We start from the raw sequence: 16957 nt of genomic DNA, 5'->3' as shown, positions 1-16957 counted from the left end.
CCCGTCCGGTGTGACCTCATCTCCGGACGGGGGAACGTCACGGCCCGGTCAGCCCTTGCGGACCAGCCCGTTGTTGGTCCAGCCCGTCACGACGCCCGTGGCCGACGAGACGAGGTAGTCGTCGCGGCGGTCGCCGTTGAAATCGGCCAGGAAGACCTGGTCGCGGAGCGCCCCGGCACCGGCGGCGATCTGACCCTGGGTGAGCCAGGTCGCGCCACCGCCGCCGCGGTTGTTCAGCCAGGCCCAGACCCGGCCGTGCTCGTTGACCACCAGGTAGTCGTCCCGGCCGTTGCCGTCGATGTCGGCGAAGTCGATCATCGAGCCGGGCAGACCGAAACCGGAGGCGATGTCACCCTGGGACACCCACGTGACGCCGCCGCCTCCGCCGGGGGTGTTGAACCACGCCGTCACCTGCGCCTGCGGGCCGACGACGAGATAGTCGTCGCGGCCGTCGCCGTTGATGTCGGCGAACCGGATCGAGTCACGCGGCCCCGACCCGGTGGCGATCTCGCCCTTCGCCTGCCACGACACGCCGTCTCCGGTGCCGACGTTGAACCAGGCCTTCACCTGACCCTGCGCGCCCACCAGCAGATAGTCGTCGCGGCCGTCACCGGTCAGGTCGGCGAACCGCACCTCCTCGCGCGGCCCGGCGCCGGCGGCGACCTGGCCCAGGTACTTCCACGCCGAACCGTTGGCGCGGTCGTTCAGCCAGGCGCGTACCTCGCCCCCTGCGCCGACGACCAGGTAGTCCGTGCGGCGGTCGCCGTTGAGGTCGGCCAGTCGCACCTCCGGCAGCGTCGCGCCCACGCCGGACGCGAGCACGCCCTGGCGGTCCCAGCGGTCGTCGGTGACGTACACGTCGCTGGTCCAGGCCGAGACCTGCCCGGAACCGTTCACCACCAGATAGTCGGCGTTGCCGCCGCCGTCGATGTCGGCGAACTCGACGCCGGCCCCCGAGGCCCCGGCGCCGGCGGCGATCTGCCCCTGGACCAGCCACGACGCGCCGGTCTCGCCGAAGGTGTTCAGCCAGGCCCGCACCTGCCCCTGCGACTGGACGACCAGATAGTCGTCCCTGCTGTCACCGTCGATGTCGGCGAACCGCACCTGGTCGCGCGTCGCGCCGACACCCGAGGCGACCACTCCGGCGTAGCCCCAGGACATCCCGCTCGGGCTGCGGTTGTTCAGCCAGCCCTTCGCCACGCCCTGGGCGTCCACCACCAGATAGTCGTCCCGGCCGTCACCGTTGACGTCGGCGAACCGCACCTCGTCGCGCGAGGCTCCGACGCCCGAGGCGACCAGGCCCTGGGAGGCCCAGGACACGCCGTCGCCGGTGCCGACGTTGAGCCAGCCCTGCACCGAGCCCTGGCCGTCGACCACCAGGTAGTCGTCGCGGCCGTCGCCGTTGATGTCGGCGAACCGGATCGAATCGCGTGGCCCGGACCCCGAGGCGACCTGGCCCAGGAAGGTCCACGACGTGCCGCCCCCGTTGCGGTTGTTGATCCAGGCGCGCACCTGGCCCTGGGTGCCGACCGCCAGGTAGTCGTCGCGGCCGTCGCCGTTCAGGTCGGCGAACCTGACCTCCTCGTGGGTGGCTCCCACGCCGGAGGCGACCATGCCCTCGAAGCTCCAGCCGTCCATTCCCTCGGTCGTCGGGTTCTCCGGACCGTCGTTTCCGGGGAGGTCGCCGCAGGCGTCGGGGAAGCCGTCCCTGGCGGTCAGGAAGGCGCCCGCGCGCTCGACGTCGTCGATCGTCTTGTTGAACGCCTCGGCCATCTTCCTGAAGCCGTTCGCGTTCGGATGGAGGGAGTCGGTCATGTCTCCCGGCGTGACCGCGCCCATGTCGACCAGATACACGGGTCGGCCCGCGCGCTGGAATCCGGCCACGATGCCGGGTATCGCCGCGTTGTAGCGCTGGATGCGGTTCATGATCGCCGGCGCCGTCGACGGGATGAGGGTGGCGACCAGGACCGTGGTCTCCGGGGCCGCGGCGACGATCTTACCGATGAGCCCGCGCAGCCGGTCGGGGGCGGTGGCCGCCCCGGTTTCCTGGCGCATGTCGTTGGTGCCGATGTGTAACGTGACGACGTTCGGCCGGTATTCACGGAGGGTGCACGACGCGATTCCGCTGATGTCGCTGATCGTCCAGCCGGGGTGTCCCTCGTGGTCCCGGTCCGCCAGCTGACCGTTCCGCCCCGCGCCGACGTAGTCGAGCGTGTCCACGTCGCCGCCGAGGAGAAGGCTCGACAACCGGGCCCGGTAGCTGGAGTTGTCCGGCGTGCCGACCCCGTAGGTGATCGAGTCACCCAAGGGGAGGACGCGTAGATTCATGCTCCTGGGGGCCAGCGAGCGCCACGCCTCCATGAAGCCCTCGACGAAACGGGGCCCTTCGGTCCTCAGTTTCAGGCCCAGCCGGTACATGCCGGCGCCGACCTCCTCCAGCCAGCCGATGAGGGCGGTGCCTCTCTCGACCAGCCACGTGCCCGCTTTCGGGAACCACAGCGGCAGGATTTTTCCGGCGAACACATTGATCCCGCCCTCCCAGGCGATCCCCTGGGCGGCTGAAAAGACGGATTTCAGGAGCGCGTTTCCCCAGGCTTTCAGGTCCGTCGTCCGGCCCGAGGTGGTGATCACGATCGCCTGATAGATCATCTGCTGGATGAAACCGCCCACGGCGGCGCAGAGCGCGATGGCGGGGAGGGTCGCCGTGCCGGCACTGGCGGCGGCGAAGGCGCCGACGCAGAGGGAGCGGACCACGAGTTGCAGCACCAGGGTGGCGCCGTAGACCAGCGCGTCCGCCCACCAGCTGAGGTCCTGGGCCTGAACGGCGTCGGCCTCGATCGTCAGCACCAAGTTGGAGCCCGACAGCGAGAGGACGCCGTCGAAGTCCGTCTCGACCATGAACGGCGGGGCTTCCGGAAGAACGACCCCGTAGAGGTTCGACTGCTCGTGCATCGCGTCGCTCAGGGTCCCGGGACGGTCGTTGAGGTCCTCGATCGCGCCCTGGAGCATGTCGCGGTCGATGTCTTCGGGGAGCGGGAAGGCCAACGTCTGCGTGGTGGGCAGTCCCTCGGCGGCTTGGGCCGGCTGGGCCAGGTTCACCACCAGTGAGACAAGGACGACGATCGCGACCGCGATCCGGCCCCACCCGCGAGACCGTGGCGGCTGCCCGTGCCTCCGCGCTCCGACAATGACGACAGAACTGACAGCCACGCTGTCTCCACTCATGAGAAGGAGCCGCCGGGAGCGGACGCCCCCGGCGAGCTGAGACGGGCTCTTAGAATCCTCAACGCGCATACAAACCCGCCCGAAGTGCCGAGCGGTTTACGGGAGATGAACGCGAGATGACGATAAAAACGAATGGCGCCGGATTCCGCGATGCGTTGCCGACCGGCCGCTTTCCGTGATTATGTTTCCGGCCAGTGAAAGCGAATTCTCCGCTGTCAACCCATGAGGCCTTACCGATTCCTTACGGCTTCCTCACCTGCGGGTTCTTTCATGAGGTGAGGACGTCGCCAGGCGGCTCACGCCAGGCCGATCGGAAATTCGTCCACGAAAATAAAGGCCGATATCGCGGCGCCCCGCCGGTTCCCGTCGGCCCGGCTGGCCACCTTCGGTCATGCCGGTCGACCGGCATTCCGGACGGAAAACGTCATTCATATTCAGGAGAGAAACCGGCGGCCCGGCGTTTCCCCAGATGAACGACGGGCCGCGCCCTTTCGCATTCCGTGCCCGGCGGCTGCCCGTTCGAGCTCGCCCTGCCCTCGGTCACCTGACATCGGTAGCCCTCACGGCACCAGTCCGGTTTCGTACGCGATGATGACCAGCTGGACCCGGTCCCGCGCGTCCAGTTTCACCAGCAGCCGTGTCACATACGCCTTGACCGTCGCCGCGCTGATGAACAGCTCGGCCGCGATCTCCCCGTTCGACCGGCCGCGTCCGATCAGCGTGAGGACCTCGCGCTCCCGTTCGGTGATCCCGGGCAGCGCGCCCGGCGTCGGCCGGCCGGTGAACGCGGCGATCAACCGGCGGGTCACCCCCGGCGCGATGAGCGCGTCTCCGGCGGCGACCACCCGGATGGCGGCCAGGATGTCGTCCAGCGCCATGTCCTTCACCAGGAACCCGGACGCGCCCGCGCGCAGGGCGCCGTGCACGTTCTCGTCGTCGTCGAACGTCGTCAGCACCACCACCTGGGCGGACGCGGACGCCCGGGTGATCCGCCGGGTCGCCTCGATGCCGTCCATGCCGGGCATCCGGATGTCCATCACGATGACGTCGGGCGCGAGCTCCCCGGCGAGGCGGACCGCCTCGTCGCCCGTGCCGGCCTCACCGGCGACCTCCAGGCCGGGCGCGTCGGCGATCACCATGCGGAGCGCGGTCCTGATCAGCGGCTGGTCGTCGGCCAGCAGCACCCGCACGTTCACCGCGCCTCCACCGGCAACCGCGCCGCCACCCGGAAGCCGCCCTCCGGCGCGGGGCCCGCGGTGAACTCGCCGTCGAGCAGGGCGGCCCGTTCCCGCATGCCGGCCAGCCCGAACCCCGGCACGAGCTGTCCCCGGGCGCCGCGCCCGGCGTCGACGATCTCGACGGCCAGCCCGTCCTCCCGGTAGTCGATCGTCACCACGCACGATCCGGTCGCGGCGTGCCGGGCCACGTTGGTGACGGCCTCCTGGATGATCCGGTACGCCGCCGCGTCGACCTCCGGCGGCAGCGCGCGCCGCCCGCCGAGTTCCCGGAACTCCACGCTCACCCCGGCCGTGGTGAGCCGCCGCAGGTCGGCCAGCCCGGCGGCGGGGGCCGTGTCGCCGTCGCGCAGCGCGATGAGCATGCGGCGCAGGCCCGCCAGCACGTCGCGCCCGGCCGTCTCGATCTCGCCGAGCGCCTGGGCTGCCTCGGCGGGCCGGGTCTCGATCACCCGCCGGGCGGCCCCGGCCTGGAAGGCGATCACGCCGATGGAGTGGGCGACGGTGTCGTGGAGCTCGCGGGAGATGCGCAGACGTTCGTCGGTGACGGCCTGGGCGGTGGTCCAGGTGACCCTGTCGGCCGTGTGGTCGCGCGCCTGCCGGACGGCCCGGCCGAGCAGCCAGGCGATCACGGAGACCAGGACCAGCACGTAATAGGAGATCAGGGGGGTGTACAGGAGAAAGACGATCTGCACGCCCGCCGCGCCCGCCAGCGCGATCCAGGCGGTGCGCGGGGCGGCGACGGCGGCGATCCGGTAGAGGCCGAAGGCGACCACGACGAACTGGGTGAACGGCAGGACGCCGATGGAGAGCTCGCTCCCGAGCGGGAGGGTGACCAGCAGCAGCGCGAGCCCCGGCAGCGGCCACCGGTCGAGGAGCACCCCACCCGCCACGACCAGCACCGTCGTGACCGCCAGCACGAGGACGTCGGAGGCGCTCGGGGAGCCACCGCGGGACAGGACCATGACGAGCACCCCGGCCGCCCACGGCAGGGCCGTCCACAAAGCCGGTTTCACCCAACGCATGGTCCCGATCGTAGGCTCGGGCTCCTTCCCGGGGATCGGACCGTGGTCGTACACCCGCTGTCCGATGTGTCGCATCGGTGGCTTTCGGCATCGTCCCCGGCATGAAGCTGTGGGCACTCCTCGTCGCCGCGTCCGTGGCCCTGCCGGTCGGCGGTCAGACGATCCCCGCGCCGCCAGGGACACCGGTCGGGTTCAGCCCGGCGCACCAGGTCCTCACCAGGGAGGCGATCGGCCGCGCGGCCCGGTTCGCCGCCGATCGGGGCCACTTCACGCGGGCGGCGTCGCTGCGCGCGATGGCCGTACTGGAACGAACCTTTCTGGCGTTCGACGGTCACGACGGCGGGCAGGCGGTCGAGCTCTTCGGCACTCTTCCAGCGCGGACCGTCGCGGTCGTCGTCCCCGGCGCGGGCACCACGCTCGACGCCTACGGGCGTCTCCGGGGTGGCGCGATGCGGCTCCGGGCCGCTCTGGGCGCCGGGTCGGCGGTCGTCGCCTGGCTCGGCTACCCGACCCCTCGCCTGGTCAGCCTCGGGTCGGTGACCACCGCCCGCGCCGTCGCCGCCGCCCCGCGTCTGCGCGCGTTCGTCATCCGGCTCGCCGCCGCGTTTCCGCAGGCCAGGATCTCGCTGCTCTGTCACTCCTACGGCGCCGTCGTCTGCGCGCGGGCCGCGCCGGGTCTCCCGGTCAAGAACCTGGTTCTGTACGGCACCTCGAGCGTCCCCGCTCTCCGCACTCCGGCGACGGTCTGGGCCGGGCGCGGGCGCCGTGACTGGATCGCGAACGTACCGCCCGTCTTCGGCCCCGACCCGCTGTCACCGGGCTTCGGCGCACGCCGGTTCGACGCCGGAGACGCCGGGCACGGCGACTACCTGCTGGGCGACTCCCTGAAGAGCATCGCCGCGATCGTCGCCCATGCGTGACAGGGGGATCGATGCGCTGCGCGCCGTAGCCATCGCCGGAGTCGTGTGCGGTCACTGGCTCGTCACCGCGCTCGTCGCCGACAGCGGCACGATCAGGGTGACGAGCCCGCTCAAGCACCTGCCCGAACTGACTCCGATGTCCTGGCTCCTCCAGACGATGGCGCTGTTCTTCCTGGTCGGCGGGATGGTCGCGGCCCGGAGCACGACCCCGGTGCGGCTCCGGCTGACCCGGCTGCTGCGCCCGCTGCCCGCGCTCGCCGCCGTCTGGGTCATGGCGGTGGTCGTCATGCTGGCGTACGGGACAGAACCGGCGACGGTCACGGCGCTGGCCAAGCTGGTGTGGGCACCGCTCTGGTTCCTGCCCGTCTACGGCGCTCTGATGGTGGTGGCGCCACTGGTGGCGAGGCTGCATCCAGGCTGGCCGCTGGCCGTGGTGGCGTCGGTCGACCTGGCGCGGTTCGTCCTCGGCGCACCCGGCTGGATCGGGTGGATCAACGTCGGGGCGGCCTGGCTGGTGCCCTACTGCGTCGGGCTGTCGTGGCGGCGGTTCAACGGGTGGGCGCTGCTGATCGGCGGGGGTGTGGCGACCGGCGTGCTGATAGGGATCGGCGGTTATCCGGCCGCCATGGTCGGCGTGCCCGGCGCGGCCCTGTCCAACCAGTCGCCGCCCACGCTCGCTGCGGTGACGTTCGGGCTCGCCCAGGTGGGAGCGGCTTTGCTGCTGCTCGGGCCACTGCGCACGGCGATGCGACGGCCGCCGCTCTGGGCCGGGGTGGCGGCGGTGAACCTGTCGGCGATGACCGTGTACGTGTGGCACCAGACCGCGCTCATCGCGGTGACCGCCCTCGCGCTGCCCGCCGCGCCGGTGGCCGGGCTGCACACCGTGCCCGACGATCCCGGCTGGGTGGCGGCCCGGCTGGCCTGGCTGCCGGTGTTCGCGCTCGCCCTGCTGGCCTGCCGGGCCGGGGGTAGACTGCGGGGGTCGCACTGACTCTCGTCGATGGCTCGGGCGTGCCGATGAACGCCCTCAATATGATCATGTACGTAGGAGCTCGCCCCCAGAGCCGGTGAGCGGCCGTTCGGTCCGGATCCGGACCCCCAAGGATCTACGCGGCCAACGGCGCAGGCGCGCCCCGAGATGTCTGGGCCACCTCTACGCCGCACCCCTGTGGCCCCTCCACCAGGCCAACCTCGGCACGTTGCTCAGGACCTGCGACGCCGTCGGCGCGTGCCTGGCCGTACCGAGGATTCCGTGGGTCCCCGAAGCGCTGGCGCGCGGCAACACCCTGCGGCAGCGGACCTGCGTGCACTGGGTTCGCCCGCTCCCCTGGCTGGCCGGACAGCGGAAGGCAGGGGCGCGGGTGATCGGGGTCGAACTGGCAGAAGACGCGGTCAGGCTGGCCGATCTGCCGATGGCCCGGCAGCCGACCATCGCCGTGCTGGGCCACGAACAGGACGGCATCCCGCCGGAGGCGCTCGACCTGCTCGACGACGTGGTCGAGATTCCCATGATCGGGACGGGGGCCAGCCTGAACGTCGCCGTGGCCGGATCGCTGGTGCTCTACAAGCTGGCGGGAATGATCTAGTTCCGGTTTGTCGGAGGGAAGATCTATTGTCCCGGCCATGACTTCAGCGACTCTCTGGGCGGAGATCAGTGACCTGATCGTCCGCAACCAGGTCACTCCCCTTGCCGATCGGCTGGTCGCGCTCACCGAGGCGGAGCGGGGCGAGATCGGCGCGAGGCTGCCCGGTCTGGTGAAGGAGCTGCGCCGCCGTGTCGTCGAGCAGGCCCGTGCCGACAGTCCCGGCGACTTCGAGGAACTGGAGTCCTGGGAGGTCGACGGCCTGCTCGACGACCGGGCCGGGGCGCTGGTGCTGGCCGGTGTCGGGTGCGTCACCGGTCCGGCCGCCGCCGTGACCTGGATGACCAGCCGCGACGTGAACCGCCGCTGGGCCGACGAGCTCGACGTCGCCCCGGTCGTCCGGGTGGCGGCGGCCCGCCCCGAGGCGTGGCGCCTCGACGTGGCGGTCCGGCTGGCCCGGCGCATCCGCCGTCCCGCCGACCGCTTCGCCCCCCTGGCCGTGGCGCTGCTGCGCGACTCGGGTGCGACGCCGCCCGACCACGACCCGCTGGTGGCCGCCTGGCTGACCGCGCCTAGTGTGGCCGCCGACCCGCTGAGCCCGCTGCTGCTGCCGCGCGTCTTCGACGCCGACGGCGCGGGCCGCGCCCTCCGCGACGAACGGCTCGACCCGCGGCCGACCCGGTGGCTGGCCGCCGCCGCCCGCGACCTCCCCAGGGACCAGGCGCTCGACGGCTGCGTCAGCCGGTTCCTGCGCGGTGGCGACGTCCAGGATCTGCGCTTCTTCGTCCGGCTGCACCAGCTGCTGGCACCCACGGCCGAGGAGTCCGCGTCCCGGCTGCGCGACTATCTGCGGCTGCTGCCGTCGGCCCCCGGCACGGTCGCCGAAGTGGCCGCCGGGCAGGTGCGTCAGGCGATGCCGCTCGACCACGCCGACCTGGTGGAGGCGGTCGAGGCGCTGACCTTCCGGGCCGAGGCGAAGATGGCCGCCACGGGCCTGCGCTGGCTCGACCAGTCGGTCAAGTCCGCCCCGGAGAGCGCCGGTGACTTCCTGACCGCGCTGACGACCGCCTACGCCCACAGCTCGTTCGACGTGCGCAACCGCGCCGCCGAGCTCACCCTGAAGCACGCCGGTCCGTTCGCCGCCCACGCCGAGACGATCCTCGACGCGCTGCCCCACCTGGGCGCCGACCTGGGCGCGAAGGTGGCGGCGCGGTTCGGCGGGGAGACCCCGGCCGGGGACCTGACGGATGCGAAGGAGTTCCCGCCGCTGCCCGACGTTCCCGAGACCGGGCGCTTCCCCGAGCCCTCACTCTCCCCCGATGACGACGTGCGCTGGGTCGGGAGGGAGCGCTGGCTGGCGGCGTTCGTGGCGGGGGCCGCCGACGACCGGTCGAAGGTGCGGGACGAGCTGAAGGCGCAGCTGGAACAGGGGCCGTACTACTGGCGATCCATCGAGACGCGCACCGACCTCGACCTGTGGCAGCTGGCGCTGGCCGACGAACTGGTCAACCCCGGTCCAGGCGGCCTGCCTGACCTCCCGAAGCGCGAACCCCAGACCGTCTGGATCAACTGCGCCGACTCCCACGTGCTGCGCCGGGTCACCCGGGGCGAGCCCGTGCCCAGGGAGACCGCGCCCGTCCCGAAGCGCTCGGCCCAGAGGCCCGACTACGTGTACGCCGACGAGGTGATTCCCCGTTCCGTCGTCATCACCTGGACGACCGACGAGGGGCCGGTCAAGGCGGTCGCCGTGGAGAACGGGCGGCAGCTGTCGGTCGTCGGCGGCGTGGTGATGGTGCCCCCCGGTGAGCCGACCGGCGCCGCCTACCGGCCCGACGCCCACGGGCACGCGCCGAAGGACCTCGACCACATCGCCCGCGAGCTCCTGCGGCTCGGCGTGAACGCCGAGCGGGTCGAGGCCATGCGGCTGTTGCGTCAGGTGCCGCCGCCCGGTCCCGACGAGCCGCTCGTCGCGGTGACGGTCTTCCTCACCCCGGGCCACAGCCGGGTCCTGCAGCCCGAGCCGCTGCACCCGGCCGAGGAGTGGCGCCGCCGCCACCGCCTGCCGTTCCCCGACGCTGTCCCGCCTCCGCTCCAATTCCTCATCCACCGCTACCACGAGCTGCTGACCGCGCTGCGGTCCGGCGCGCTGCCCCCCGTTCTGCTGGCCACACCGACCTGGCTCGACGGCCACCTCGACCCCGACGTGCTCGTCGCCCGCCTGGAGCTGTGCGCCGCCGCCGGGGTGGAACCGCTCCCCTCCGACCTGGCCCAGGCCCTGCTGCGCCTGCCCAGAAGCGGCCATCCGGCCGCCGAGGCGCGCGCCGCGACGATCGACTCCGACGCGGCCCGTTCGGTCGTGCGCTGGCTGGCCGGAGGAGGCCTGCCCGACCCGGAGGCCGGCTTCACCTGGGCCCATCGCGACCGGGGACGGTGGGTCGAGCTCGGCGACGGCGAACCGGCCGACTTCACGACGGCGCGCCTCACCCCCGTGCTGCGGGCCAAGCCCACCGGCCATCCGCTGATCGACGAGATGCTGCTGCGTCAGCCGGTCGACCGCACCTTCCCCGGCGACTTGATCGGGCTCTGGTCGGCGCTGCTGCCCTCCCACCGCGAGGCCGCGTCGGTCCACTTCCTGCCCCAGCTGCCGCACGGCTGGTGGAGCCGCTCGGCACTGGCCAGGGAACTGGCGGGGCTGGTCATGGCCGACGGACCGCTGGGCGAGGCCACCGCCGTGATCCTCGCCGTGCTGCTGGCCGAGAACGCCCACGACGACGTGATCCCGGCGGTGCTGCGCCTGGCCGCGAAGGGAGAGCTGCCCGCCGAGTCGATCGGACGGCAGATGGCCCTGGCGATCCGCCGCACGTCCTGGCTGGAGACCCGCCCCGCCATCGCGGCCCTCACCGAACTGGCCGAGGCGGGCGGGCACCACGAGGTGTGGCGCATGCTGCGCGCCATGCTCCCCGAACTGCTGCCCCGCGAGGGGCAGCGCATCACCGTCGTCCACGCCGAACTCGTCGCTTTCGCCGCCGACGTCGCCCGGTGGACCGGCGCCCGGGGGGAGATCCCGGTGATCGCGGAGTTCGCGAAGAGCCGTCGCGGCGCACGCCTCATCCACGAGTGCAGGCGCCTGCACGCCCAGCTCACCGATACTTCGCCGTGAAGGTGTCGACCCGGCCGAGAACCTGCCCGCCGCCGAATCTTCAGGCGACCTTCGCCGCGCTCGCCGTCCACGTGTTGCAGGCGCCGGGCTTACCGGCCTGGTAGCCCTTCTTCATCCAGTAGAGGCGGTTGGCGGGCTTGCCGTTGTGCTTGAGGTAGGAGTACTCCGGGGGCTCCATCCCGGAGATCACCTGCTTGAAGTCGGTGATCTTGCGGCCCAGGCTCTTGGCCGACACCCCGGCGAAGCAGTCGCCCTGCAGGTAGTAGCGGTGCATCTGCTCGGCGATGTCCTCGCCGGTCCGGTCGTTGGGCATGGACCGGAAGGCCACGGCGATGCCCGTCATCCCCTGGACCACACCGTTCCACGAATGGATGAGGGACGCGAACGCCTTCACGTCGCTCTTGGCCTTGATCCAGTCGTCGGCCAGCCTCACCTCGATGGCCTGGGAGCAGATCTCGGAGTAGGAACCGGCGATGTCGTTCCCGCTGGCGCAGGCCTCCTTGTCGGTCTTGAACCTGACCTTGACCGGCTGGAAGCCGTCGATCGCGCCCTTCCAGGCGGTGTTCAGGCAGGAGACGATCTTCTTGACGTACTTCTCGGTCGAGGACTTGGTGGTGCCCTTGACCGCCTTGCAGGAGACCTTGGGAAGCACACCCTCCTTGTAGATCGCGTTGTTGGTCAGCCTGGGCTGACCTTTGACGGGGCCGGCGTGGGCCGTACCGGAAAGGAGGACGATGCCCGCCACGGCGGTGCCGACTAAGCGCATGATCATGGAATCGGAGCGTAGCGGGCTCGTCCAGGATGATCGGGAACTCCTCATTTCCTTGACAGAACCTACGCGGTGACCCCCAGACGTTCGGCGACCAGGCAGGCCAGGGCCACGTCGCAGGCCGCCACGCCCTGGACGACGGCCAGCACCCTGTCCTCGTCGCTCACCCGGCCCTTGGCCTGGCCGCTGATCACCGCCGGCAGGTCGGCGGTCAGGCGGTCGGACAGGTCGGCCCTGGTCAGGCCGGTGCGCAGCCAACCGGCCACCGATCCGACCTCTTGTTCGTAGGCGAGTTCGTCCACGAACAGCTGGTCGGCTGCCGAAAGGGTCGTGGCGGCGATCTCGGGGCCGCCACCTCCGCGCGGCGGGCGACCACGGGCAGGACCATGCCGGGGAAGGCCGCTGCGAAGGCGGCGGGCACCAGTTCGGCGACGCAGCCCGCGCCCACCAGGGTGAGGACGCGGCTGCCGGGGCGGGCCGGCAGTCGGGCGGCGACGACGGCCGAGGCGGCGGTGCGCATGCGGTGCAGCCACGTCTCCGCGACCCCGACCAGGGGCCGGCCCCGCCGCTCGTCCAACACGCCTTTCCGGGCCCGCGCCTTCAACCACCGCGTGACCCTGACGGTCAGGACGGCCGGATCACCTTCACCGGCCCAGGACCGCGATAGCGCGGGCCGCGGTGTGCAGGAAGAGCGGGTCTCCGGTGGCGGCGTGCCCGCGGAGCACCGCCTCGGTCAGTTTGATCGCGTGTTCCTCGCCCGTCTCCGCGGCCTGCCCCGCCAGGTCTTCGGGGGCGGGCGGGTCGGCCGAGGGAAGCGGCTCCACGACCCCCTGGTAGGCGTAGCCGCTGTACAGGGCGGCCGACATCTGCCAGACCCGGTCGTAGGTGGGCCGCCACGTCTCCTGCGGGAGATGGCCAAGGATCGAGGAGACGGCGACGGGCATGGTCACCGCGTGGGTGAACGCGATCGGCGCGTGCCTGCCCTGCGAGAGGAACACCCCGGAGAACACTCGCGACAGTTCGGCCAGATCGGCCTGGACGTCTGAGGGCGGGCGCAGCGCGGAGATGGCGTCCACGAACTCCGGCAGGTCCTTCAGGTTGCCGAGATGGTCGACGATGAGGCCCCGGGGAGCCAGTTCCAGGATGGGCAGCACGGCGACGGCCTGTTCCATCGTCCGCACCCCGGCGGTGATCGGCCGGTCGGGAAGCTCGGCATAGGCGGCGGCCCAGTAGGCCAAGGCGTGGGCCAGTTCCGCCCGTCTCGGTTCGCTCTCCTGGTCGGCGAGGGCTCGCACCGCGTGTGCCGTGCGGATCACCCCATGGGTGGCGCCGGCCGCCAGGCCCGGGGCGAGCCGGGGCCACCACCGGGCCAGCACGTCTCGCCAGGAGGATCCGGCCAGCGCCATCGTGAAGTAGGCGGTCCAGTCGCCGACCCTGCGCTTGTCACCGAGCGCGTCCCGCCAGTCGGTGATCCGTTCCCGGGTGCCCGGCCGCTCCTCGAGTTGGGGCAGGTACGCGGAGATCCACCCGGGCACCACCCCCGGCGCGCCCAACCGCACCAGGGCCTCGGCCACCATGGGGCCGTGGTTGGACAGGCCGCCGTGGAACTCGGGACCGGTGTCCGCCAGCCGTTCAAGCGCTTCGTCCAAGTGATCCATATCGCCTCGTCTCTATATAGAGAATCCACTATATAGAGACGAGGCGATAGAATGTCCAGCGTGGAGATCGAGGTTCTGCGGGCGCTCGCCCATCCGGTCCGGCTCGGCATCGTGCGCAAACTGTCCGCCCGGCCGGACATCTGCGCATGCGACTTCACCGACGAGTTCGAGGTGAGCCAGCCGACGATCTCGGCCCATCTCAAGGTGCTGCGCGAAGCCGGGCTGGTCACCACGAGGCGGCAGGGCACCACCATCTGCTACTCGCTGAACCGCGAGCCCCTGGCCGCGCTCGCCGACGAACTGGGGGCGCTGTCCGTCGGGGCAGGGGTCCTGACCTGACTAGGTTGGCGGTATGGCACTGCGATTTGTTCAGGTGAATTTCAAGGCTCGGGACGACGCGGCGCTCGGCCGGTTCTGGGCGGAGGCGCTCGGCTGGGGTGTCGCCAGCGAGGAGCCCGGTGTGACCAATGTCGAACCTGTGGGCTTCGACTGGCCCGACCCCACCGCCGTCTGCATCGACTTCGTGATCGTGCCGGACCCCGAAACGGTGAAGTACCGCGTGCACCTCGATCTCGCCACCACCTCCGCCGCCCATCACGCGAAGCTGGTCACACGGCTGAAGGAACTCGGCGCGACGCCCGCCGATGCGGGCCCGGACGATGCCTGGACCGACCCGGAGGGCAACGTGTTCCGGGTGCTGGAGCCCCGGGAGCTCTACCGGGACACCGGGCCGATCGCCGCGGTGGTCGTCGACTGCGCCGACCCTCGGGCCATGGTCCGGTTCTGGGGCGAGGCGATCGGCTGGACCGTCCACGAACTGAGTGACGACCGGGCGCTGCTGCGCTCCGCCGAGGGTGTCGGCCCGTATCTGGAGTTCGTCCGCGCGCCCGGCGGGGGAAACCACCGCGTCCACATCGACCTGCTGCCGAACCCCGTCGAAGACAAGGCGGCGGAGGTCGCCCGGCTGCGGGCTCTCGGCGCGACGCTCACCGACGTAGGCCAGGGCGACGTTCCGTGGACGGTTCTGACCGATCCCGCGGGCAACGAGTTCTGCGTTCTCGGGCGCGGGGAGCCCAGCTCAGACCGTGAATGACTCCACATGATCGATGGCGGCGGTCAGGGCGTCGCGCAGCGGGGCGACGTCGTTCGCGATCTGGGCGAGCAGCATGCCTCCCTGCATGGTGGCCAGCAGCAGCGTCGCCAGCTTCGCGGGGTCGGCTTCCGGACGGAGCCGGCCACCGTCGCGCATGCGGGCGAGACCGGCGCGCAGCACGTCTTTCCATCGGTCGAAGTCGGCGGCCAGCCGGTCGCGGACGTCGAGATCGGCCTTGACGATCTCGGCCGCGAGTGAGCCCAGTGTGCAGCCCTCCTGGCACACCCGCTCGTGGGAGACGTAGAACGCGGCCCATTCACGCAGGGCCTCGATGGTGTCGAACACCGCGAAGCTCGACCTGGCGTGCTGGGTGAGGATCTCCTCGGTCTGCCACTCGATCACCGCGAGCACGAGGCTTTCCTTGTCGGGGAAGTAGTGGGTGAGCTGGGAGCCGCTGACGCCCGTCTCCCTGCGCAGCAGCTCGTTGCTCGTGCCGTGCACGCCATGGGTGTAGATCAGCTCGGCCGCGTGCTCGATGATGCGCGCCCTGGCCGCGAGCCCCTTGGCCGTGAACTTTTGAACACCCATGGCACAGAGCGTACGCCAAAATTGGGTTTGACAGCCCATTCGGCGTCCTGATTGACTGGCGACAAGTGGGCTGATCAGCCCATTCACTTCAAGGGGGCAGAGTCATGTCTGGTAACACGTCGCGCGAGCGCTATGAGGCCTTCGCCGCCCTGCACGAGCAGAACGACGTCTTCGTCATGCCCAACGCCTTCGATGGCCTGTCGGCGGCCGTTTTCGCCGACGCGGGATTCAAGGCCGTCGCCACCTCGTCGGCCGCCTTCGCCGCCACCCTCGGCCGCCTCGACGGCCGTCACGCGGTCAGCCGCGACGAGCACCTCGCCCACGCCCAGCTGCTCAGCCGGACGAGCGGGCTCCCCGTCAACGGCGACTTCGAAGACGGCTACGGCGACACCCCCGACGACGTCGCCGCCACCGTCGAGGCCGCCATCGCGGCGGGCCTGGCCGGCCTCGGCGTCGAAGACACCTCGGCCGACCCCGACCAGCCCATCCGCGACTTCGACGAGGCCGTGGCGCGCGTCCGCCGCGCCGCCGAAGCGGCCCGCGGGAAGATCGTGCTGACCGGACGCACCGACAACTTCATCCAGGGCCGCCCCGACCTCGACGACACCATCCGCCGCCTGACCGCCTTCGCCGAGGCGGGCGCCGACGTGCTCTTCGCCCCCTTCCTCCCCGATCTCGACGCCATCGCCACCGTCGTCAAGGCGGTCGCACCCAAGCCTGTGAACGTGCTGCTGAGCTGGTCATCGGGCGAGTTCACCATCAGCGACATCCAGCGGACCGGCGCCCGCCGCATCAGCCTGGGCGTCGAGCCCTACCTGCACAGCCTGAGCGCCCTGCGCGCGGGAGCCGCCAAGATGGCCGCAGGCGACCTCGGCGCCTTCCCGAGCACGATGGGCTTCGACCTGCTCAAATAGTTCAGCTCGACTCGGCCAGCTCGACTCGGCTCGGCCAGTTCGGTCGGTTCGACTCGGCTCGGCCGGTTCGCTCGGCCGGTTCGCTCGGAGAGTTCGGCTGGCTCAGCTCGGCTCGGGCGGTTCGGCTCAGCTCAGCTCGGGCGGTTCGGTTCGGTTCGGTTCGGTTCGGTTCGGTTCGGTTCGACGATGTGATCATCTTGGTCCGGCCGATGCGGTCGCGCCGTCGGCGATCAGCGGGAGGCAGGAACAGATGGCCGTCGAAGGCCTCGCGGATGTGCTCGCCGACGGGCTGGCGGTCGTGTTCATCGGGATCAATCCCGCGCCGGTCTCCGCCGCGATCGGGCACAGCTTCGCGACGCCGGGCAACCGGTTCTGGCCCGCGCTGCACGCGTCCGGTTTCACCCCGACCCTGATGCGGGCCGAGCGGGAGCGGGACCTGCTGTCGCTCGGGTTGGGCATCACCAGCATCGTGCGCCGGCCGACCTCGCAAGCCGCCCAGCTGACCCGGCGGGAACTCGCCGACGGCGGGCGCGACCTGGCGGAACGGCTTGCGGGCATCCACTGTTCGTGGGCGGCGTTCCTCGGCGTCACCGGATACCGGGCCGCGTTCCATGCCCCTGCGGCGAAGCCCGGCCTCCAACCCGGCACCATCGGCGGGGCCAGGGTGTGGGTGCTGCCCAACCCCAGCGGCCGCAACGCCCACTACCCGCCCGCCGTCCTGGCGGCGGAGTTCACCCGGTTCCGCCTGCATACTGGGCTGCCCGACCGATCCGCGCCTGAGTGACAC

At 71.4% G+C, this 16957-nt stretch carries 16 protein-coding genes; 8 read left to right on the top strand and 8 right to left on the bottom strand.

Going from position 1 to position 16957, the window contains the following annotated elements; translation table 11 throughout:
* Positions 1 to 48: 48 nt before the first annotated feature.
* The 3 genes from AW272_RS26945 to AW272_RS43840 all read right to left on the bottom strand — a co-directional run bounded on the left by AW272_RS26945 (position 49) and on the right by AW272_RS43840 (position 5485).
* On the bottom strand, positions 49 to 3210 hold the full coding sequence (locus AW272_RS26945) for an FG-GAP-like repeat-containing protein (protein WP_218011086.1): 3162 nt from the start codon (positions 3208 to 3210) through the stop codon (positions 49 to 51).
* A gap of 575 nt (positions 3211 to 3785) precedes the next feature.
* A complete protein-coding gene (locus AW272_RS43845) occupies positions 3786 to 4421 on the bottom strand; it encodes a response regulator (RefSeq protein WP_066370750.1) in 636 nt (211 codons plus the stop codon).
* Complete coding sequence (locus AW272_RS43840) at positions 4418 to 5485, bottom strand: sensor histidine kinase (protein ID WP_066371130.1); 1068 nt, start codon at positions 5483 to 5485, stop codon at positions 4418 to 4420. The genes AW272_RS43845 and AW272_RS43840 overlap by 4 nt, the downstream gene beginning before the upstream one ends.
* A 101-nt stretch (positions 5486 to 5586) precedes the next feature.
* On the opposite strand from AW272_RS43840, the gene AW272_RS26930 reads away from it, so the two are divergent.
* The 4 genes from AW272_RS26930 (at position 5587) to AW272_RS26915 (ending at position 11148) form a co-directional block, all read left to right on the top strand.
* Positions 5587 to 6405, top strand: coding sequence for an alpha/beta hydrolase (locus tag AW272_RS26930; RefSeq protein WP_083958729.1), 819 nt, complete (start codon positions 5587 to 5589; stop codon positions 6403 to 6405).
* Positions 6398 to 7396, top strand: a complete 999-nt coding sequence (locus tag AW272_RS26925; RefSeq protein ID WP_066370747.1) for an acyltransferase family protein — start codon at positions 6398 to 6400, stop codon at positions 7394 to 7396. The genes AW272_RS26930 and AW272_RS26925 overlap by 8 nt, the downstream gene beginning before the upstream one ends.
* 76 nt (positions 7397 to 7472) lie before the next feature.
* A complete protein-coding gene (locus AW272_RS26920; RefSeq protein ID WP_066370745.1) occupies positions 7473 to 7991 on the top strand; it encodes a TrmH family RNA methyltransferase in 519 nt (172 codons plus the stop codon).
* Positions 7992 to 8028: 37 nt separating this feature from the next.
* Positions 8029 to 11148 (top strand): hypothetical protein, encoded by a 3120-nt coding sequence (locus AW272_RS26915; RefSeq protein WP_066370743.1) that lies wholly within the window; start codon positions 8029 to 8031, stop codon positions 11146 to 11148.
* Between the two features lie 40 nt (positions 11149 to 11188).
* Here the strand turns inward: AW272_RS26915 and AW272_RS26910 are convergent, their stop codons facing one another.
* From AW272_RS26910 to AW272_RS26895, 4 genes are all read right to left on the bottom strand, one after another.
* Positions 11189 to 11920 carry a neutral zinc metallopeptidase gene (locus tag AW272_RS26910; protein WP_066370741.1) on the bottom strand — a complete coding sequence of 244 codons (732 nt, stop codon included), beginning with the start codon at positions 11918 to 11920 and terminating at the stop codon, positions 11189 to 11191.
* 62 nt (positions 11921 to 11982) lie between these two features.
* On the bottom strand, positions 11983 to 12183 hold the full coding sequence (locus AW272_RS43565; RefSeq protein ID WP_066370740.1) for a hypothetical protein: 201 nt from the start codon (positions 12181 to 12183) through the stop codon (positions 11983 to 11985).
* Positions 12156 to 12494 carry a hypothetical protein gene (locus AW272_RS43560; protein ID WP_066370739.1) on the bottom strand — a complete coding sequence of 113 codons (339 nt, stop codon included), beginning with the start codon at positions 12492 to 12494 and terminating at the stop codon, positions 12156 to 12158. Before AW272_RS43560 ends, AW272_RS43565 begins: the two co-directional genes overlap by 28 nt.
* 67 nt (positions 12495 to 12561) lie before the next feature.
* Complete coding sequence (locus AW272_RS26895; RefSeq protein ID WP_218011085.1) at positions 12562 to 13566, bottom strand: questin oxidase family protein; 1005 nt, start codon at positions 13564 to 13566, stop codon at positions 12562 to 12564.
* A 69-nt stretch (positions 13567 to 13635) separates the two neighbouring features.
* On the opposite strand from AW272_RS26895, the gene AW272_RS26890 reads away from it, so the two are divergent.
* Together AW272_RS26890 and AW272_RS26885 are read left to right on the top strand one after the other, a co-directional pair.
* On the top strand, positions 13636 to 13914 hold the full coding sequence (locus tag AW272_RS26890; RefSeq protein WP_439649161.1) for an ArsR/SmtB family transcription factor: 279 nt from the start codon (positions 13636 to 13638) through the stop codon (positions 13912 to 13914).
* Between the two features lie 13 nt (positions 13915 to 13927).
* Positions 13928 to 14668 (top strand): VOC family protein, encoded by a 741-nt coding sequence (locus AW272_RS26885; RefSeq protein WP_066370731.1) that lies wholly within the window; start codon positions 13928 to 13930, stop codon positions 14666 to 14668.
* Here AW272_RS26885 and AW272_RS26880 read toward each other — a convergent pair.
* Complete coding sequence (locus AW272_RS26880; RefSeq protein ID WP_066370729.1) at positions 14654 to 15256, bottom strand: TetR/AcrR family transcriptional regulator; 603 nt, start codon at positions 15254 to 15256, stop codon at positions 14654 to 14656. The two genes, AW272_RS26885 and AW272_RS26880, sit on opposite strands and share 15 nt — an antisense overlap.
* A 104-nt stretch (positions 15257 to 15360) precedes the next feature.
* Between AW272_RS26880 and AW272_RS26875 the strand changes: the two genes are divergently transcribed.
* Both AW272_RS26875 and AW272_RS26870 read left to right on the top strand, forming a co-directional pair.
* Entirely contained in the window at positions 15361 to 16170 is an 810-nt protein-coding gene (locus AW272_RS26875) for an isocitrate lyase/PEP mutase family protein (RefSeq protein WP_066370727.1), read from the top strand.
* Positions 16171 to 16420: 250 nt separating this feature from the next.
* The gene (locus AW272_RS26870; RefSeq protein ID WP_066370724.1) at positions 16421 to 16954 is read left to right on the top strand and encodes a mismatch-specific DNA-glycosylase; all 534 of its coding nucleotides are present in this window, start codon (positions 16421 to 16423) and stop codon (positions 16952 to 16954) included.
* The last annotated feature ends 3 nt before the right edge of the window (positions 16955 to 16957 follow it).

Origin of the sequence: Herbidospora mongoliensis (genome assembly GCF_001570545.1) — a bacterium.
In the GTDB taxonomy this organism is placed as follows: Bacteria; Actinomycetota; Actinomycetes; order Streptosporangiales; family Streptosporangiaceae; genus Herbidospora; species Herbidospora mongoliensis.
The sequence above is the reverse complement of the archived record's forward strand: the minus strand, read 5'-3'. Positions and strand labels throughout refer to the sequence as shown.